The sequence below is a fragment of the Paracholeplasma morum genome (assembly GCF_016907055.1).
Taxonomy (GTDB): Bacteria; Bacillota_I; Bacilli_A; order Acholeplasmatales; family UBA5453; genus Paracholeplasma; species Paracholeplasma morum.
On sequence record NZ_JAFBBG010000002.1, the window covers coordinates 30660 to 49622 of the forward strand.

Here is an 18963-nt window from a genome sequence, read left to right on the forward strand (position 1 = left end):
TTTTTGCATGACAATTATAACATACTTACCCTTTAATAACTCTAGTTTTTTAAAGTGATAAATACCCTGTTATCAGATACATCATAATAAATTTTTTCATCTTTTGAAGTCGGTAGGTTTTTTCCAACATAATCTGCTCTTATTGGAAGTTCTCGATGACCTCTGTCGATGAGTACTGCCAATTCAATCTTAGATGCTCTACCAATATCTAGAATTGCATCCATCGCTGCCCTTGCACTTCTACCTGTGTATAAGACATCATCTACTAAAATGACGGTGAGTCCTTTGAAGTCTGCTTCCAACTTTTGGTTAGATGGCATTTTTAAATCATCTCGATAAGCAGAAATATCAATTTCATAAACCGGTAGCACTTTAGATGAAAACAGTTCAATATAACTAGATATCTCTTTTGCGACTGGTAGTCCTTTAGACTTAATACCTACCAAAACGACATTATCTAAAGTAATATGTCTTTCAATAATTTCATGTGAAATTCGTTTTAACGTTTTCGATACTTGAATGGAATCCATAATTTCTTTCACATTATCACCTCTTAATATTATATATTAGGTTTGTCAAATTATCTACATAAAGTCGAACATTAACCTAAAAAAGCACCTTATTTTATACTTTTTCTAGTCTATCGACAGCGGTTTAGTTGACATATGAAAAAAAAGAAGGTTGTCCGTTAAGACAGCCTTGAATAATTACTCTGATTTAATGTTGTGGTATACTTCCTGAACATCATCTAGTTCTTCTAACATCGCGATTAATCTTTCGAATTGTTCGATTTCTTTCGCTTCAGTCAAGCTAGATGTAGCAAGTGGTAGCCAAGCAACTTCGTCTTCTTCAAACTCTAATTCAGGTTTAGCATCTTTAAGTGCTGTTCTGATTTCGTTATATTGGCTTGGTTCACCATAAACTGTAATGAATTCTTCATCTACTTCATAGTCTTTAACATCTACGCCAGCTTCAATAAGAATCATTAACATTTCATCCTCAGTTAACCCTTGGAATGTGAATACCGCTTTTTGTTCAAACATATGTAATACAGATCCTAGTTTTCCACCGGTCTTATTGAAACATGTTCTAACTTCTGAAATGGTTCTATTAACGTTATCGGTTAGACATTCAACCACGAGTTGTGAAGTCCCAGGTCCGAACCCTTCATAACGTGCGCTAGAATAGTTATCATCTGATCCACCTTTAGCTTTATCGATGGCTCTAGAAATAACGTCTGCAGAAACTTGATCTTTTTTAGCTTTTTCAATGATACGCTTTAAAGTTGGGTTCATTTCAGGGTCAGGTACACCAGCTTTCGCAGCCATGTAGATTTCTTTACCATACTTTGAATACACTTTACTTTTTGCCGCAGCCGTTTTGGCCATAGCGACTTTTCTTACTTCAAACGCTCTTCCCATATTATCCTCTTCTATTTTTTAAAAATTTCGTTATATCTTTTCATTGAATCACTGATAATTTCTTCAGCAACTTTTTTGTCGCCTATATCTAAAATGTATGTTTTTTTACCTTCAAGAGACTTATAAATCTCAAAGAAATGGCCCATTTCATTTAATAAATGTCCAGGTAGCTCTGAGATGTCTTTATACTGAGTCAGTGATGGATCACCAATAGCGATTGCGATAATCTTCTCATCGACTTGGTCTGAGTCAATCATCTTAATAACACCAATTGGATAACAGTTCACTAAACTTAGCGGTTCTATATCTTCTTGACATAACACCAATACATCTAACGGGTCATCATCTCCGGCATACGTCCTAGGAATAAATCCATAGTTTGCTGGGTAATGGGCAGATGTATAAAGGACTCTGTCTAGTATGATCATGCCAGTTTCTTTATCCAGTTCGTATTTTTTCTTACTGCCTTTTGATATTTCGATACATGCAACAAAGCGTTCTTTAGAAATTCGTTTTTCATCTATATCGTGCCAAATATTCATAAACGCCCTCCTTGTCAATAGATATTTTATCACTTTATTCAAAAAAAAACACCCAAAAGATTAGGTGTTCGATAAATATATATAAAATATCGCTTTTAATATGAATAAATGTTCATATTTTACAGCATGCCAGCGTTGTAAAATGCCATTATGATGAAATAAGCTAAAAACACAAAGGCTGATCCCCAAAGAATTGGATGAATTTCATTTTGTTTTCTTGAGGAAAGTTTCACAATGACGTATGTAATAAACCCAAAACCAATACCATATGAAATGTTATAGGCTAATGCCATAACGATGATTGTGAAGAAGGATGGAATTGCTTCTTCTAACTCATGCCATTGAATGTCTTGGAAACTAGAGGCCATCATGATCCCAACGACGATTAAGGCTGGAGAGGTTGCTGCTGCAGGCACGAGACCTACAATAGGTGAAATGAATATCGTAAGTAAGAATAATACTCCTACTACAACTGCAGTTAAACCTGTCTTTCCACCAGCTTCAATACCAGCTGCGCTTTCTACATAAGTGGTTGTATTTGAAGTCCCAATGACAGCGCCTAAAGAGGTTGCAATCGCATCTGCAAATAAGGCCTTCTCCATCTTAGTCTTAAACCCTTGGCTGTTTTCCATAGCAGCCATATCGTTGTCTGTGAATATACCTGTTTTTCTCCCTGTACCGATGAAAGTACCAATTGTATCAAATGTATCTGTTAAGCTAAATGCGAAGATAGCCAAGAGGGCTAACGGTAGTTTGGAAACATCACTAAATAGACTTCCAATGCCACCAAATGCTGCACCGAATGTGACAGGTAAATCCCTAAATGGTGCGATTATATCGAAACTGATACTACTAATATTTGTAACCCCCATAGGAATACCAATGATGGTTGCAGCCATAATTCCAATCAAGATTGCGCCCTTAACTTTTGCAAGTAAAAGGACGATCATAAATACCAAACCAATCATCGCAAGAATCGCTGGACCTTCAGTAAAACTTGCAAGTTCAGGCACGACATTGAACTTGATAATATTAACATTCAATAAACCAACGTAAGCAATAAATAGTCCAATTCCGCCAGAAATTGCATTTTGTAAACTCTTAGGAATTGCAATAATAATATGCTTACGAATGCTTGTAACTGTGATCAAAACATTGAACAATCCACAGATGAAAACAAGCCCTAATGCTTCTTGCCATGAAAACCCTAAACCGTATCCAACACCGCCAACAACGACATGTGCAAAAAATGCATTTAGCCCCATTCCAGGTGCTTGTGCATATGGCACATTGGCAAACAATCCCATGACTAATGTTCCGATTGCTGCTGCGAAAATGGTTGCTAAAAATACTGCACCCCATGGCATTCCAGTAGACTCTAAAGTCGATGGATTGACAAAAATAATGTATACCATCGCGAAGAATGTCGTTAATCCGGCAATGATTTCTTTGCTAATGGTAGTATTATTCGCTTTTAAACCAAACAGTTTTTCCATTTCTTTCTCCTTTTCATTTGTCGTATTCAACGTCATTAATCGAAAAAGCCACCTTTTTTGACAAAGGTGGCGTTTCTACATATGAAAACAAAATGAAAATGGGTTTTCATATCGTAGTCGAGAAATTAGGTCTCTCGGTAGAAACTTGGCCACCATATTAGGCCGATTATACGATACTATTGAATACACAACCATTATAACAGTCAAATAAAAGTTGTAAATAACTAAAACGCTTACAGAAAAAAAGAAGTTGTCTTTGCTAAAAGCAAGAAAAAAAAGCACGATATTGTGCTTTTATTTTTGACTAGAATTGAGCAAATCTTTCGCCAAATGCAAGACATGCGTCTTCGTCATCTGAACTTGGTGCTTCGTTTGCCATTAATGCTTCTTCAAATAGAATAGCTGATGTTTGACCAACTCTATCAGTCCAGTCTTCCATCCATTCGCCTGAGCCCCAACCGAATGATCCAAAGATTGCAATCTTCTTGCCTTCTAGACCTGGTTCAACTTGTAAGTACCATTCTAAGAATTCTTCAGCCTCTTCGAATGTATCTCCCATTGCAGGACATCCAAATGCGATTTTTTCGTATTTAAGTGCATCTTCTGGTGCAATCTCACTAATTTCTTTTAAATCTGCTTTTGCGCCTTCAGCAATCTTTAAAGCCATAGCTTGCGTGTTGCCTGTAGCAGTCCAATATACAACTAAAACATTATTCATAATTATTCCACCTCTTCACACTCATTATATTAATATAAGAGTTTGAAGTCAAAAGATACGCATGGTGAAATTTATCTAAATACTTTATGATATATTTGATCTACATGTTTTAAGTAGTAATCATGGCTCATGGAGTCCTTAATATCCTTCTGAGTTAAAGGATGAATAGGTCTATACATCCCTTCTTCTAACAAGAGTATTTCGATAGGCGTCTTAGACTCAATGGCTTGGATTGAAACTTTTTGAATAAAGTCATACGCGTCTTCACGAGTATAACCATACTTATCAATGAGTTTATTCATAATTCTTTGGGCATAGATTGCCCCGTAAGTCATTTGAATGTTTTCTAGCATCCTTCCATCATCCACATAAAGGTTTGAGATAACTTCTTTAAATCTAGTTAGCATGTAGTCAAGTAATGATGTAGAATCTTCTAAAACAACTCGTTCAACGCTTGAATGAGATATATCTCTTTCATGCCATAGACTGATGTCTTCAAATACTGGAGATATATATCCACGAAGCAGTCTTGCGCATCCGGTGATGTTTTCACTACTAATTGGATTCTTTTTATGTGGCATTGCCGAAGAGCCTTTTTGATTCTTAGAGAATCCTTCTTTAGTCTCTCCCACTTCAGTTCTCGATAAATGTCTAATCTCAAGTGCGATTTTTTCTAAGGTGGTTCCGATAAGGGCGAGTGTTGTGATATAAAATGCAATTGATTCTCTTTGCAGGACTTGTGTAGAGATATCACTTGGAGCTAGTCCAAGCGATGCACATACATCCGACTCAATAAACGGATCTACATTCGCATAGTTTCCCACAGCCCCACTAATCTTACCCACTTCTACTTGTTTTCTTGCCATATGAAACCTATCTAAATGTCTTTTAAACTCATCGTACCATAAAGTATACTTTAAGCCAAAGACTGTAATATCAGCATGAATTCCATGAGTTCTTCCCATGCAAATGGTTGAGCGATATTGAAATGCTTTTTCTTTTAAAACAGCCATGAACTCATGAATATCCTTCTCTAGTATTTCATTGGCTTTTTTGATAATAAGGCCATTTGCCGTATCTACAACATCGGTAGAAGTCAATCCGTAATGAATCCATTTCTTCGCATCACTATTCAACCGGTTTGATAGATTTCTCGTGAATGCGATAACATCATGTTTAGTCTCTTTTTCTAGTTCATTGATCTCGTTTAAATCAAATGTAACTTCTAAAATATCGTCTAACTCTTCTTTAGTAATAAGTCCTTTTTTGTACCAGGCTTCACTGGCTTTTTTTTCGACTTCAAGGAATGCTTCATACCTTGACTCTAAACTAAATAACGCCTTAAAAGGTTTCCTTTGATATCTATCGATCATATTTAGCCTCGTACTGTTTAATAACATTGAAGAGTAATGCTGATATTGTCATTGGACCAACTCCGCCCGGAACAGGTGTAATGTAAGATGCTTTATCGGCCACTTTATTAAAGTCAACATCCCCTACCAGTTTACCTAGAACACGGTTGATACCTACATCAATTACGACAGCCCCTTCTTTCACATAAGAGTCATCTATGTAATTGGCTTTCCCGATTGCTACAACAAGGATGTCTGCCTGTAAGGTTAGTTCTTTCATATTTTTAGTCTTGCTGTGTACAAAAGTAACACTGGCGTTTTGATCTAAAAGAAGTTTTCCTATAGGCATACCTACCAGATTAGACCTACCAACAATGACTGCGTGTTTTCCTTCAATTGGGATTTGATACGTCTCTAATAACATCATAATCCCTAAAGGGGTTGCTGGTCTTATACCTGGTTGTTTAGAAAAAAGTTTACCTGCGTTAATTGTATGAAGTCCATCAACGTCTTTGTTTGGACTAACTGTGTTTAATATAACCGTTTCATTCATATGTTTTGGTAGTGGTAATTGAACAAGAATCCCATCAATCGAATCATCATTATTTAATCCACTAATGATTTTTATAAGTTCATCTTCAGAGATACTACTATCCAGTCTTTCGATAGAGGCCTTTATGCCAACACGTTCACAAGCTTTTTTCTTTGAAGTAACATAGGCCATAGAGGCCGGTTCTTCACCTACCAAAATAACCGTTAAAGAAGGCACACGACCATACTTATTATAAAGTGAATCTACCTTCTCTTTTAGAAGCAATTCATTATTCTTTGCTGTTTGTTTTCCATCAATAATCATTAGATACCTCCTATAGTTTCCCACTGATGATGCCATTATCATCAATAAACATCTTACTTGCATTTGGTTCAAGAGGTAGCCCTGGCATTGTAATAATTCCCTTTGTTAATAAGACGATAAACCCAGCCCCACGCGATATTCTAACGTCATCAATCTTTAGGTCAAACTTATGTGGAATTCCTTTTTTCTTAGGATCGTTTGAGAATGATAGCGGCGTCTTCGCTATGCAAATTGAATAGTGATTATAGGATTTGCTTAAAGCTTCTAATTTCTCTTTAGCCTTGTCAGAATAGATGACATCGGATGCACCATAGACATTGGTAGAAACCTTTTTTACCTTATCAAATAGGCTATCTTCTAGTTCATACATTCTTACCAAGGTCTGTTTAGTCTTAGATAATTCAACCACTTTATTCGCCAAGTCAATACCACCCAAAGACCCTTTTAAGAATACTTCAGCTAAGCTAATTGGATGGTTATTCTCTTTTGCCCAGTTTTGGATAAAGGTTAACTCATCCATTGTATCCGACTCAAATTTATTAAGTGCAATCACATATGGGATGTTAAACTTCTTAACATTCTGGATATGCTTTTCTAGATTGGATAGACCAATCTTTAACGAATCTAATTCGGAAATGGTTCCATCTTGTCCATGGTATTTAAGTGCCCTTAAGGTTGCTACTAAAACGACGGCATCAGGGGTTTCGCCTAAAACACGAGTCTTAATATCCATGAACTTTTCTGCCCCTAAATCAGCTCCAAATCCAGCCTCAGTAATTACATAGTCGGCAAGTTTTAATGCCGTCTTGGTTGCAACAATAGAGTTACAGCCATGGGCGATGTTGGCGAATGGTCCACCATGAATTAATACTGGGTTGTGCTCCAAAGTCTGAACCAGGTTTGGTTTCATAGCATCCTGTAATAAGATTACTAGTGAGTCCGTAATGTTTAAGCTGCTTGCTAAAACTTCTTCACCCTCTAGGTTGTAGCCAATTAGAATACTACCAAGTCTTTCACGTAAGTCTTTAAGGTCTTTTGCTAAACACAAAATAGCCATGATTTCACTGGCTGCTGTGATGATAAAGTGATCTTCTCTTGTGTTTGTTTTGATGTCTCTTATTGAACGGTCATTCATGTCCAGTGTTCTTGGCCAAACAATACGGTTGATATCCAAGTCTAATGGGTTGCCGTAGTGCAATGTATTATCAATGGCTGCAGATAAAAAATTATGAGCCGCTGATATCGCATGGATGTCCCCGGTAAAATGGAGATTGATTTTTTCTTTAGGTAATACTTGGGCATACCCACCACCAGTGGCGCCACCCTTCATCCCTAAAACAGGACCAAGTGAAGGCTCTCTTAATGCCCCAATTACGCGTTTTCCTACTCTTGATAAAGCATCTACCAATCCAACAGTCATGGTTGTCTTACCCTCACCAAATGGGGTTGGTGTAATTGCTGTAACAAGTATAAGTTTCCCGTTAGGTTTGTCTATAAGTCTGTTATACACAGAGTTACTGATCTTAGCAATATACTTTCCATATGGCTCGATTTCTGAATCCAAGATATCTATTTTCTTGGCGATCTCTTTAATTTGAAGTTTGATTGCTTCGTTTGAAATGGTTACGTCATCTTTCATTATAATGGCCCCTTTCATCTCTACTTATTTTAATTATAACATACCAAATAAGCCATTAGAAATTTTCTATGGGGGTAAAAAATAAAGAAATGTCTTTTCAGACATTCCTCTGTGTGGGGGGTATATAGATATAGATAGTTTGCTACCTATATTTATAACTAAGTTAAATTTGAATCAAAATGATTTTGACATCTTTGTCTTGTTTCTCATCAATGATAAATCCAAGTTCTAGTTTGGAATTATTGGTCTTTCTATCTAACTGAAGTGCGTCGATTATGGAGTCCAGTTCCGAGTCAGTTCTCGTTTGAACTAATAAGATATGGGTTTTATTCTCGTAATCCTCTTTCAAAGAAATATGTTTCAGAGTTTGTAGTAAAAGTGTTGGTAATTCGGATGCAGATCCTTCATTATAGGTGATTAGGTTGTAGCCATTTCTCATATAATCTGCAATACCATCATGATTAATACCCAAACTCTTAGTCGAATTTAGATATTTAATCAGCGAATAAAAGAGTCTTTCATACGCATTATTTGAAACCATTACTTTATCATCAAACTGGATTGCGATATCACCATTATCCCTGATAACTTTCATAAATAAGTCAATCGTATCTTTGTGTTCTTTAATATATGGCATGAATAGAATGTGTTTGTTTGATTGTTCGCAGCTTGGGCTCGTAATGATTTTATGAATTAGAGTTTTAATCGATGTTTCATCGAATGCTTGGTTATTTAAGTTAATTGTTTGTAAATAATCAGCACCAGATTCCATTTCTAATAGTGATTCGATAAGGCTTTTAGATTCATTGTTGAAGTTAAGAAGAAACGAAGTAACTAATATATCATCACTTCCCCAATATACATCTTTTAAGCTTAAAGACTCAAGTTCCTCATTTAAGTAGAAATCGGTAGAAATAACTGGAACAGTTAGTTCGCCTGCTATTTTTCTAATCACAACTTTAAACTCATGATTATGTCTAGCAGGGGTCTTTCCATAAAAACTTTTAAATGCTCTTGAGAATGAATCATAGCTTTGAAACCCATATTTATGAATGGCATCATGAATAGACTCATTAAGCATTTGTACGCTATAAAGGATATTGGCCATTTTGCGTTCAGAAATATATCTGTTAATTGGTTTTACATTGTAATAAGAAAAGAGTCTTCTAATATGTCTAATGGAATAGTTTAGTTTCTTCTCCATCTCGCCATAGTAAAACTTACCCGTTAGGTTTTTCTCAATGTAAATTAAGATTTTTTTATACTGCTCGTAACGCACCATAAATGACACCCTTTTTTAGCATAGTTATTATATCACAATAGTCTCTACAATTTCGGACATATACATAAATGAAATAATTATGAATTAACTTGATTAATTCACTAATAATTTTTTTGTTTTTATCAATAGAAAAATAGGACAAATCGCCAACCTGCTCATCAATATATAATACATCTAATGATTATCTAATTATAATCAATTGCTTAAGAGTATAAAAAACCACTCTGTTTTTGTCCAGAATGGTTGTTAGTAAGGTATAGATAAACTATGCCTCTATTTTTTATACTCGTAACAAGTCTTTAAGATATCATGAGCGGTATAGATAAGATCTTTGGATGGTTCTTCCACATCTTTTAAGGGATAGTCGTATTTGAGTGCTTCCCATTTCATAATTCCTTTTTTATGGTAAGGTAAAATATCTATTTGTTTGACGTTTGATAAGGTATCTAAAAAGACCCTTAGACGTTTTAGATATTCTTCTTCGCCGGTTATTCCAGGAATTAATACATGTCTAATATATACGTCTTTATTGATATTATTCAAATAGTTTGCAAAAGCTAGTACGTTTTTATTAGATGCGCCAACTAACACTTTATGTCCCTCATCATCGATGTGTTTAATGTCTAAAAGGACTAAATCTGTATACTGCATGAGTTCATCCATTTTTTCAGTCTGTTGCGGGTTGAAGGAAGCACCGGATGTATCAATGCATGTATGAATGCCGTTTGATTTAAAGAGCTTGAAGAGTTCTATTAAAGCTTCCACCTGCAAGAGTGGTTCACCGCCAGAGACGGTGATGCCACCTTGTTTGTAAAAGGATTTATACTTCATGTAATCTTCCAAAATCGCTTCGGGCGTTTTTGGTAAATTCATTTTTGTATCCCAAGTATCACGGTTATGGCAATATTGACATCTAAAAGGACACCCTTGTAAGAATACAATATAGCGAATACCTGGTCCATCAAACGCACCCATTGTTTCAATGGAATGCACGTTTAAAATCTTAGATGGATTCATGGAATGTTCTTGCGATAACATCTAGTTTTTGTTCTTGAGTTAGCAAGCTGAAGTTTACAGCATATCCAGATACTCTAATGGTTAAGTTAGGGTATAGGTGTGGATTGTTCATTGCTTCGATTAGTTTTTCTCTAAGTAAGACGTTTACGTTTAAATGGTACCCGCCGCTTGTGAAATACCCATCAAGAATTGAAACTAGGTTTTCTGATTTAATATCTGAACACATTGCGTTTTCAAACATTAATGTGTCCTCTTTACCTAAGGCTTGAGGCACGATGGTGAATGTATTTGAAATACCATCTTGACAAGATTCACATGGAATCTTAGCAACACTTAGTAAGGATTTTAGTGCCCCTGAAGTGTCTCTGCCGTGCATTGGGTTAGCGCCTGGTGCAAATGGTGTACCTTTTCTTCTACCATCAGGTGTATTACCTGTCTTCTTACCATATACTACGTTAGAAGTAATGGTTAGAACGCTCATTGTAGGTACTGAATCACGGTAAGTGTGGTGTTTTCTAATCTTAGCCATGAAACGGTTAACTAGATCAACAGCGATTGAGTCAACTCTGTCGTCGTTATTACCATAGCATGGGAATTCACCTTCAGTTTCAAAATCAACGATTAAACCTGTTTCGTTATCGTAAACTGGTTTAACTTTCGCATACTTGATTGCAGATAATGAGTCAGCTACTACAGATAAACCAGCCATACCGGTTGCAAAGTTTCTTACAACTTCTTTATCGTGTAAAGCCATTTCGAATGCTTCATAAGCATATTTATCATGCATATAGTGGATGATATTTAGTGTATTAACATAAACTTCAGCTAACCATTCTAAGGTTTCATCATAGTTTTTCATTACTGTATCAAAATCTAATACTTCAGCTTTAACGACGTCTTTTTTAGGTCCGACTTGTTTGCCTGAAATTTCGTCTTTACCACCGTTTAATGAGTATAGTAATGCTTTAGCAACGTTAGCTCTTGCACCGAAGAATTGCATTTCTTTACCAATAGCCATTGGAGATACACAACATGCGATTGCATAGTCATCTGTGTGTTCTGGTCTCATTACTTCATCATTTTCATATTGAATTGAAGATGTGTCAATTGAAACCTTAGCAGCAAAACGTTTAAAGTTTTCTGGTAATCTTTCACTCCAAAGGATGGTTAGGTTTGGTTCAGCAGATGTCCCTAGGTTATAAAGGGTTTGTAAGTATCTGTATGAAGTCTTTGTGACAAAGCTTCTTCCATCATTACACATACCTGCTAATACTTCAGTAACCCATGTTGGGTCTCCTGTAAATAATTCATTATATTCTGGTGTTCTTGCAAAACGAACCATTCTTAGTTTTAAAATAAAGTGGTCAACTAATTCTTGAGCTTCTTCTTCAGTAATTAAACCGTTCTTGATGTCTCTTTCGATATAAATGTCTAAGAAAGTAGCTGTTCTACCTAAAGACATTGCCGCACCGTTTTGTTCTTTAACAGCGCCTAGGTATCCAAAGTATAACCATTGGATCGCTTCTTGAGCAGTTGTAGCTGGTTTAGAAATGTCAAAACCATAAGCTGCAGCAAGTTCTTTCAAACGTAATAGTGAATTGATTTGTTCCGTGGTTTCTTCAATAGCACGAATAGTCTTCTCAGTCATTGGATAATGATAAGAGTCTTTTTCTTTGATTTTTTCTTCAACTAAGAAGTCAATACCATATAAAGCTACTCTTCTATAGTCACCAATGATTCTTCCTCTACCATAAGCATCAGGTAAGCCTGTTACAACTCCTGAACTTCTAACCGCTCTGATTTCTTTGTTATAAACATCGAATACCCCTTGGTTATGAGTCTTTCTATAGTGAGTGAATACATGTTGTAGATCATCACTAACATGATATCCATAAGCTTCAGCAGCTTTAACTGCTACTTGAATACCACCATATGGATGGAATCCTCTTTTAAGTGGTTTATCTGTTTGCAACCCAACAATTTTTTCTAAACTCTTATCAAGATAACCAGGTCCATGTGAAGTGATTGATGCAACCACATCAGTATCGCATTCTAGAACCCCACCATTTTCTTTTTCTTGACGTAATAAGTCAATAAATAAATCATTTAACTTTGTAGAAGCTTCCGTAGGTCCAACTAAAAATGATTCATCCCCTAGGTATTCTTCATAGTTATCAACGATAAAATCGCGCACATTTACAGACCCAGTCCATGAGTCTCCTTTAAAACCATTCCAATTATTCATCGGTAATAATCCTCCTATTAAATTTAACTGATCGTTAATTACAAACACATTATATCGATATTTTTAACCGATTGCATCTGATATCATAATGAAAACGTTTTAACCTTATACCATCTACCAATGATAACGTTATCATAGGATTAAAGATATAAAATGCATGCGTGTGTGTATATAATTTAAGTGTAAAGAATCCAAATTGAGGTATAAAAATGTTAGATACAATCATCATTGGTTCAGGTCCTGCTGGCCTATATGCCGCCACATTAGCCGGCATGCATAACTTAAAAGCTTGTATATTAGAATCCGCCTATGAGTATGGTGGCACTTTAAACTTATACAAAGAAAAAATGGTCTATGATATGCCAGGGTATACGAAGATTAGTGCTGGGGAATTGATTGAGAACTTATTCAATCAATACCGACAATATGAAAATGAAATTCCTTTATACTTAAATGAAAAAGCCATTTCTATTGAACGTATCGAAGGTGGTTACATACTCAAAACAACTAAAACTACTTATAAAACAAAAACCATATTGCTTGCTAACGGAGGCGGCGTATTTGAACCTAGATTACTAGATTTAGAAAATGCGTTAGGAAAGACAAACATCTACTATAATGTCAAATCTGTTAGTGATTTTAAGAATCAAGACTTAGTGGTTCTTGGTGGCGGTGATTCAAGCGTTGACTGGGCACTTACCCTAAACGAAGTTGCTAATAGCGTCACGCTCATTCATAGACGTAATGAGTTTAGAGCTCATGAACGTAACGTCATTAAAATTAAAGAAACCGGTACTGTATTAACCCCATATGTCCCAACCGATGTAATCGGGTATGATAAAGTCGAGTACTTAGTGATTGAAAACACAGAAACCAAAGAACAAAAAGAGATTAAGCTAGACGCCTTATTCGTCTTTTACGGTTCGCAAGCCTCTAAAAACACTTTTGAGGATTGGGGATTATCTTATCAAAACAAATTGATCACTGTCAAAAGTGATATGCAAACTAGCTTAGATAACATCTATGCAGTTGGTAATGGCGTTACCTATCCAGGTAAGCGTAAGATGATTTCTACAGCATTAGGTGAAGCTGCAACCGCAATTTGTGCTATCACTCAAGTTTTATATCCAGATAAAACCTTGACACATAAGCACTAGTCTTAAAGGAGAAAAGCGTATGTTTGTAACTAAAAGATTCATTAATAGACTAAAGAATTACCTTGTTTCTATTGATCTTGAATTAACCAATTCATTAACAAAGAACGATTTAAAAGAAAGAACTCATGATCTGTTGCCACTTGCATCCAATGCGACCGATGTTAACAGACTAGCTGTTGATTTTCGTTATTTTAGTGCTAGGTTCAGACGAATCATGAAGGTACTTAATGAGCCTCATTACAAAATCTATCAAGACACTACTGCTTCAGATCTCATTAAGTTTACATCTGAGAACGAATCCATAGGTTCCATTGTGATAACGAATTTCATCGAAAGAAGATTTAGACATTATCAGCTATTTTACAGTGAACCAAGAAGAGTTATTTCTATTAAACCTTCCAAGAGCTACTTTAGTTTATCTGAATACGCGGTATACAAAGTCAAGAATACCATCTTCGGGTTTGATGTTTATCAAAACAATGAATTACGATACAGTTATAAATATAGTTCAAAAAAGAATAACGTCACTTTTTCTACAAAAGGAACGCTTTTAATCGAAAAGATGGATGATACTTATTACATAAAAGATTCCACTCGTTTTGATGATCAAACACTAGGTAGTTTTACGATAAAAACGCATTTAAGCCCAGGCTTTAGTTTTTCAAAAGTCTATACAAACGAGCAAGAGGAACTTGTAACTATCATTGCTTTAGGGGCGAATCTATCGATAAATGCTAAAGAAATACAAAAAAACGCTGCTGCATAATAAAAGCATTGCCGATTTCGGCAATGCTTATTTTTTCTTAATAATGTCTATGTCTTTTTTACAATGTTCACAATGATAGTGATATTGGTATGTGTGGGTAAAAATAAACGTTCCTCGTTTGATTATTTCTTCTTGAGCTATGGAAGTTTTACTTACCAAGTGTAGTGGGTTATTGCATGTATCGCATTTAGGACTTTGATATTTGTTATATAACCAACTAATTGTGATTGCTAAACTCAAAAAAAATATAAACACAAATGCTATTGTTAAAATATGATTTTCCAATGCTTTATAGGATACATATCCCCCCAAAGGCGATAGTATAGTGATTCCACCAAAAAAACTAATTATTCTGTTCATTATTACACCTCGACATTCAGAAATACCTCAATGATTTTATCACATCAATATAATATGTCAACAGTTATTACAATTATAGTATATCACACGATAAAACGTTTCACTAGGGTTTTAAATTGATTTTGCATTTCCGAACAATTATCAATTCAATTATCTTTATTATTGAAAAATTATAAAAATCAAACTTTAGGGTTTGACACTCATTATTTTAATGCGTATCTTCTCCTCTACGATAATCTATGAGCAAAATAGCCAAACAACCAACGAAAACCCCATACACGTCAATGATGACATCTCGTAATTCTTTTGACCTTCCAACACTAAATCCTTGAATGGTTTCGTCTGTAATTGCCGTAATTAATCCATGAATGATCGAAAAGTATGTAAACGGTTTCATTTTTAGTGTTTTATACATCTGAAACCAGATAGTTGCTGAGATCGCAAATATACTAAAATGCGCTGTTTTTCTTACTAGAAAACTCAAAGTCCCCTTATCAATATGGATATTAATGACACCTAAAACCTTACTCAGAAAATCAACAATGAAGTTACTTTCCGTACTTGAGGTAGATGCATTCATCATTGAATGTCCGAATATGATTAAGTTACATAACAGACCTAAGAAAATCCAAATATATCTTTTATTCCTCATTTTCAAATCCAAACCTAAAGTCGATGTTTAATTTATCTCTCACTTCAAACAAATCTTTTTTTATAGCATCTGTTACTAAAATACCTTCTTTGAGTACTGTTTGTGAAGCTAGGTACTCTTTTTCTCCAGCAGTATAAATTCGCGTTTGATTTTTTGCGAGTGTAGAATCTCTTAGAGATCTAAGTATATTGCCTGTTGTAGTCTTAAATGCGTCTAATCCCATGAAGAACTCTGGGTTAATCGCAATAAAGAAATGTCCAACAGGGATTGGTTTTGGTTTCCCCTCTTCAGTAATGCCTGAAAGCATATGTAAGAATGCGCCACTTTGTAGGGCACTAGATAGTATTTCTACTACGGTCGCGTACCCATAACCTTTATATCCGGCATGTTCTTCACCTATGCCACCAAGTGGCGCGAGAGCCGCTTCATTCTTTACAAGCATTTCAAGGATTTTCTCACTATCTGTAAGGCTATTACCCTCTCTATCAATGACTAATCCTTCTGGGGTATTTTTATGATTTTTTGCATAATATTCAATTCTTCCTCTTTGAATGACCGAGGTTGCACAGTCTAAAACAAAAGGAAATGGTTCGTCAGAAGGCATGCCAAACGTAAGTGGATTTGTCCCCAACATATTTGAAACACCAAACGTAGGCGCTATCGCTGGTCTAGCGTTAGTGCCAGTAATCCCTATAAGGCCTTCTTTGGTAGCCATAGTGGCGTAATAACCTGCAATACCATAATGGGTAGAATTTCTAACTGTAACCATTCCTATGCCTAATTGCTTCGCTTTGGTGATGGCCATTTCCATGGCTCTTTTTGAAACAACCATCCCCATTCCGTTATGGCCATCTAATACGGCTGTGGTTGGTGTATCTCTTAAAACTTCTATTTTAGTTTCAGGACTTTGAATGTGGTTGATAATTCGATCAATATAAAAAGGTTTAAACCGGTTAATCCCATGAGACGGAATGCCTCTGATGTCGCTTTCGACAATTACATCTGCACAAACTTTTGAATCTTCTTCATCTAAGCCAACTTTTAAAAAAGCCAACTCCATAAAGCGTCTAATCTCTTCTGTCGTTACTCTGTTATTTCTCATGAGTTCTCCCTCAATTCTTTATTTTCCGACATGATTCCTTACTAGTATTTTACCCTTAATACATCTAAACGTAAAGATGATAAAAGCCACTAAAAAGTGGCTTATTTGCTAATGACTTCGAGTATTTCGTTTTTTAATTTATTAGTCTTAGTTATAAACAAATGAGAATCTCCAAGTTGATACTCTAATCCTTTTTCATTAAACAAAAAGGCTTGAGCTTCTTTAGCAAGTAATACGCCTGGTGCTAAATCCCAAAGATTCTTGATATTCGAATAGAAAACCGTAAATACACCTGTTGATACATACATTAGTTCTAACCCAATACTACCTAACATTCGCAGTTTAAAGTGTTTATCAATCGCATGATTTAGTAGAATCGTATAATACTTCTTTTCCGTACTTCTAATTGTGTAACCAACCATCGATAACATATCATTTTGTCTTTCAAAAAGACTATCTACATAATACCTTTTGTCATTTAAGTAAGCGCCCTGACCTTTAATCGCATAGTATAACTTTTCTTCACTAGGGTAGTAGATAACGCTCAGTGCAATATCATCCCGATCATAAAGGGCCACTTGCATCACAAACAGATTTAAAGATACCCCATAATTGCTGGTTCCATCAATCGGATCAATAATCCAGGTTCGATTCTTAAGTTCTGCTTTACTATGAAATTCTTCACTTAAAAAGGTATCTTTTGGGAATACCTCAAGAATTGCTTTTATGAGATTTGATTCAATATATAGGTCAGAAGATGTGACCATATCTTCTGGACCTTTAAACTTGATGTCTTTGGTTTGTTTGAGCGTATCTTGATAGAGTTTGGGTAAGACTTCTTTAAGTAGGTTGAGTTCTTTAGTATACATGTTATTCATCTTTCAAAGCATCAAACTTTTCTTTCATTGTAGGGTTGTTTCTAACGAGTTTTTTAACGGTTAGATTTTCTGCCTTATCATTTGCTAGTCTTAAGTTATTTTCACTAGATAACAAGGCTTCTTTGGTCTTTTGAAGTTGGCTGATTGTATTATCAATACCTTTTATCGCATCACTGAATTTTCTACTTGCGAGTTCGTAGTTTCTAGAGAATGCTTCTTTGAATTTATCTAAGTCTTCTTCAAAGGTAGTGATATCAATGTTTTGTTTTCTCATCAAAGCCGCTTCTTGTTTATATTTCAACGCATTCATCGATGCATTTCTAAGTAATGTAATAATCGGGATGAAGAACTGTGGTCTAATCACATACATTTTAGCGTATAAATGTGACATATCAACAATGCCGTTATTATATAAGTCAGAATCCCCTTCTAGTAGGGATACCAATACAGCATACTCACATTTCTTTTCGGTTCTATCTTTATCAAGTTCTTTTAAGAAGTGTTCGTTTTTCTTCTTGGTTGCAGTTTCATCGGCTTCGTTTTTCATCTCAAACATAATAGAGATAATTTCAATGCCTTCATCATCGTACTCACGGTAAATATAATCCCCTTTAGAGCCTGATTGGGCATCGTTGTCTTTGCCAAAGGTTGCCTTAGGAAATGCAAGTGATCTTAAGCGATTAAACTCATTCTCACAGTGTTGTTCAAGGGATTCACCAATCATCTTAGTGGATTGTTTGGCTTTAAAATCTTTATAAAAAGCAATCGTTTCATCTTTTTGTTTGAGTTTCTCATCATAGCTTAATCTAAGTGAGTTTTTCTCAAGTTCTGCTTGTTTTTGTTCAAGTTCGATTTTGTTTTTGAGATTAATCAGTTCTTGTTCTTTCGAATATAACAATGCTTGAGCTTCTAACTCTTTAGTCTTGGCTTGATTTTCTAACAAAGCCTTAAGTTCTAAAATGGTTTTCTCTTGATTGGAAAGCTTTTCTTTTAAAGAAGACTCTGCAGACATAACCGCCATCTTTTTCTCATTATCAACCAATTCAAGTTTTTGCTTGAGATTAGATAGTTCCATTTCCTTACGAGATAACGTTTCACTCAATTCTGACTTAACCTTGTTTTTCGCAAGTTCAATGTCTTTTTCTGATGCGATTTTCAACGCTTCAAGTCGTTCATGTAGATCTTTTTGATATTCTTTGTCTTTGATTTGTTTAACAATATCTAAGTAGCTAGACTCGTCAATCGTAAACTCTTTTCCACAGTGGGGACACTTAATTTGGTTCATATAAGTCACTCCTTTTTCACTAATTTCATTATACTATATTTTCGTAAGAATAGGTGAACAAGTCCCCCTTACTAAACCTTATTAATGTACCCCTCAAGTCAAAGACACAATAAAAAATACCATTTTGGCTAGCTAAAGTGGTATTCATTATTATTGAATGTGTGGTTATATTCTTAACTTGCTTAATAATTTGTT

General features: G+C 35.3%; 18 protein-coding genes and 1 riboswitch. Of the genes, 2 read left to right on the plus strand and 16 right to left on the minus strand.

Going from position 1 to position 18963, the window contains the following annotated elements:
- Nucleotides 1-41: 41 nt before the first annotated feature.
- The 11 genes from pyrR to pflB form a co-directional block, all read right to left on the minus strand.
- A complete protein-coding gene (gene pyrR, locus JN09_RS01530; RefSeq protein ID WP_308699514.1) occupies nucleotides 42-542 on the minus strand; it encodes a bifunctional pyr operon transcriptional regulator/uracil phosphoribosyltransferase PyrR in 501 nt (166 codons plus the stop codon).
- A gap of 165 nt (nucleotides 543-707) precedes the next feature.
- Complete coding sequence (locus JN09_RS01535) at nucleotides 708-1421, minus strand: YebC/PmpR family DNA-binding transcriptional regulator (protein ID WP_204432028.1); 714 nt, start codon at nucleotides 1419-1421, stop codon at nucleotides 708-710.
- Between the two features lie 11 nt (nucleotides 1422-1432).
- Nucleotides 1433-1963 carry an inorganic diphosphatase gene (locus JN09_RS01540; protein WP_204432029.1) on the minus strand — a complete coding sequence of 177 codons (531 nt, stop codon included), beginning with the start codon at nucleotides 1961-1963 and terminating at the stop codon, nucleotides 1433-1435.
- A 119-nt stretch (nucleotides 1964-2082) separates the two neighbouring features.
- Nucleotides 2083-3459, minus strand: a complete 1377-nt coding sequence (locus tag JN09_RS01545; RefSeq protein WP_204432030.1) for an NCS2 family permease — start codon at nucleotides 3457-3459, stop codon at nucleotides 2083-2085.
- A 94-nt stretch (nucleotides 3460-3553) separates the two neighbouring features.
- A riboswitch (purine riboswitch) is annotated at nucleotides 3554-3653 on the minus strand.
- A gap of 110 nt (nucleotides 3654-3763) precedes the next feature.
- Nucleotides 3764-4177, minus strand: coding sequence for a flavodoxin domain-containing protein (locus tag JN09_RS01550; protein WP_204432031.1), 414 nt, complete (start codon nucleotides 4175-4177; stop codon nucleotides 3764-3766).
- Between the two features lie 71 nt (nucleotides 4178-4248).
- The gene (purB, locus tag JN09_RS01555; RefSeq protein WP_204432032.1) at nucleotides 4249-5550 is read right to left on the minus strand and encodes an adenylosuccinate lyase; all 1302 of its coding nucleotides are present in this window, start codon (nucleotides 5548-5550) and stop codon (nucleotides 4249-4251) included.
- Nucleotides 5540-6385, minus strand: coding sequence for a bifunctional methylenetetrahydrofolate dehydrogenase/methenyltetrahydrofolate cyclohydrolase FolD (gene folD, locus JN09_RS01560; protein WP_204432033.1), 846 nt, complete (start codon nucleotides 6383-6385; stop codon nucleotides 5540-5542). The genes purB and folD overlap by 11 nt, the downstream gene beginning before the upstream one ends.
- A gap of 10 nt (nucleotides 6386-6395) precedes the next feature.
- Nucleotides 6396-8024, minus strand: a complete 1629-nt coding sequence (locus tag JN09_RS01565; RefSeq protein WP_204432034.1) for a formate--tetrahydrofolate ligase — start codon at nucleotides 8022-8024, stop codon at nucleotides 6396-6398.
- 163 nt (nucleotides 8025-8187) lie between these two features.
- Nucleotides 8188-9306, minus strand: a complete 1119-nt coding sequence (locus JN09_RS01570) for a helix-turn-helix domain-containing protein (RefSeq protein ID WP_204432035.1) — start codon at nucleotides 9304-9306, stop codon at nucleotides 8188-8190.
- A gap of 273 nt (nucleotides 9307-9579) precedes the next feature.
- Entirely contained in the window at nucleotides 9580-10323 is a 744-nt protein-coding gene (gene pflA / locus JN09_RS01575; protein WP_204432036.1) for a pyruvate formate-lyase-activating protein, read from the minus strand.
- The gene (gene pflB, locus JN09_RS01580) at nucleotides 10310-12568 is read right to left on the minus strand and encodes a formate C-acetyltransferase (RefSeq protein WP_204432037.1); all 2259 of its coding nucleotides are present in this window, start codon (nucleotides 12566-12568) and stop codon (nucleotides 10310-10312) included. Before pflB ends, pflA begins: the two co-directional genes overlap by 14 nt.
- 209 nt (nucleotides 12569-12777) lie before the next feature.
- Between pflB and JN09_RS01585 the strand changes: the two genes are divergently transcribed.
- A complete protein-coding gene (locus JN09_RS01585; protein ID WP_204432038.1) occupies nucleotides 12778-13725 on the plus strand; it encodes an NAD(P)/FAD-dependent oxidoreductase in 948 nt (315 codons plus the stop codon).
- A 19-nt stretch (nucleotides 13726-13744) separates the two neighbouring features.
- On the plus strand, nucleotides 13745-14491 hold the full coding sequence (locus JN09_RS01590) for a hypothetical protein (RefSeq protein ID WP_204432039.1): 747 nt from the start codon (nucleotides 13745-13747) through the stop codon (nucleotides 14489-14491).
- A gap of 27 nt (nucleotides 14492-14518) precedes the next feature.
- On the opposite strand, the gene JN09_RS01595 is transcribed toward JN09_RS01590, so the two are convergent.
- From JN09_RS01595 to JN09_RS01615, 5 genes are all read right to left on the minus strand, one after another.
- Nucleotides 14519-14851 carry a hypothetical protein gene (locus JN09_RS01595; RefSeq protein ID WP_204432040.1) on the minus strand — a complete coding sequence of 111 codons (333 nt, stop codon included), beginning with the start codon at nucleotides 14849-14851 and terminating at the stop codon, nucleotides 14519-14521.
- A gap of 208 nt (nucleotides 14852-15059) precedes the next feature.
- Nucleotides 15060-15503 carry a VanZ family protein gene (locus tag JN09_RS01600; protein ID WP_204432041.1) on the minus strand — a complete coding sequence of 148 codons (444 nt, stop codon included), beginning with the start codon at nucleotides 15501-15503 and terminating at the stop codon, nucleotides 15060-15062.
- Nucleotides 15493-16605 (minus strand): Ldh family oxidoreductase, encoded by a 1113-nt coding sequence (locus JN09_RS01605; RefSeq protein WP_204432042.1) that lies wholly within the window; start codon nucleotides 16603-16605, stop codon nucleotides 15493-15495. Before JN09_RS01605 ends, JN09_RS01600 begins: the two co-directional genes overlap by 11 nt.
- 101 nt (nucleotides 16606-16706) lie before the next feature.
- Complete coding sequence (locus JN09_RS01610) at nucleotides 16707-17483, minus strand: inositol monophosphatase family protein (protein WP_204432043.1); 777 nt, start codon at nucleotides 17481-17483, stop codon at nucleotides 16707-16709.
- Entirely contained in the window at nucleotides 17476-18768 is a 1293-nt protein-coding gene (locus JN09_RS01615) for a DUF2130 domain-containing protein (RefSeq protein WP_204432044.1), read from the minus strand. The genes JN09_RS01610 and JN09_RS01615 overlap by 8 nt, the downstream gene beginning before the upstream one ends.
- Nucleotides 18769-18963: the final 195 nt, after the last annotated feature.

Excerpts from the sequence above, each read along its gene's own strand:
- JN09_RS01535 (WP_204432028.1), bottom strand. The coding sequence starts at position 1,421 with ATGGGAAGAGCGTTTGAAGTAAGAAAAGTCGCTATGGCCAAAACGGCT.
- JN09_RS01540 (WP_204432029.1), bottom strand. The coding sequence starts at position 1,963 with ATGAATATTTGGCACGATATAGATGAAAAACGAATTTCTAAAGAACGC.
- JN09_RS01545 (WP_204432030.1), bottom strand. The coding sequence starts at position 3,459 with ATGGAAAAACTGTTTGGTTTAAAAGCGAATAATACTACCATTAGCAAA.
- JN09_RS01550 (WP_204432031.1), bottom strand. The coding sequence starts at position 4,177 with ATGAATAATGTTTTAGTTGTATATTGGACTGCTACAGGCAACACGCAA.
- purB (WP_204432032.1), bottom strand. The coding sequence starts at position 5,550 with ATGATCGATAGATATCAAAGGAAACCTTTTAAGGCGTTATTTAGTTTA.
- folD (WP_204432033.1), bottom strand. The coding sequence starts at position 6,385 with ATGATTATTGATGGAAAACAAACAGCAAAGAATAATGAATTGCTTCTA.
- JN09_RS01565 (WP_204432034.1), bottom strand. The coding sequence starts at position 8,024 with ATGAAAGATGACGTAACCATTTCAAACGAAGCAATCAAACTTCAAATT.
- JN09_RS01570 (WP_204432035.1), bottom strand. The coding sequence starts at position 9,306 with ATGGTGCGTTACGAGCAGTATAAAAAAATCTTAATTTACATTGAGAAA.
- pflA (WP_204432036.1), bottom strand. The coding sequence starts at position 10,323 with ATGAATCCATCTAAGATTTTAAACGTGCATTCCATTGAAACAATGGGT.
- pflB (WP_204432037.1), bottom strand. The coding sequence starts at position 12,568 with ATGAATAATTGGAATGGTTTTAAAGGAGACTCATGGACTGGGTCTGTA.
- JN09_RS01585 (WP_204432038.1), top strand. The coding sequence starts at position 12,778 with ATGTTAGATACAATCATCATTGGTTCAGGTCCTGCTGGCCTATATGCC.
- JN09_RS01590 (WP_204432039.1), top strand. The coding sequence starts at position 13,745 with ATGTTTGTAACTAAAAGATTCATTAATAGACTAAAGAATTACCTTGTT.
- JN09_RS01595 (WP_204432040.1), bottom strand. The coding sequence starts at position 14,851 with ATGAACAGAATAATTAGTTTTTTTGGTGGAATCACTATACTATCGCCT.
- JN09_RS01600 (WP_204432041.1), bottom strand. The coding sequence starts at position 15,503 with ATGAGGAATAAAAGATATATTTGGATTTTCTTAGGTCTGTTATGTAAC.
- JN09_RS01605 (WP_204432042.1), bottom strand. The coding sequence starts at position 16,605 with ATGAGAAATAACAGAGTAACGACAGAAGAGATTAGACGCTTTATGGAG.
- JN09_RS01610 (WP_204432043.1), bottom strand. The coding sequence starts at position 17,483 with ATGAATAACATGTATACTAAAGAACTCAACCTACTTAAAGAAGTCTTA.
- JN09_RS01615 (WP_204432044.1), bottom strand. The coding sequence starts at position 18,768 with ATGAACCAAATTAAGTGTCCCCACTGTGGAAAAGAGTTTACGATTGAC.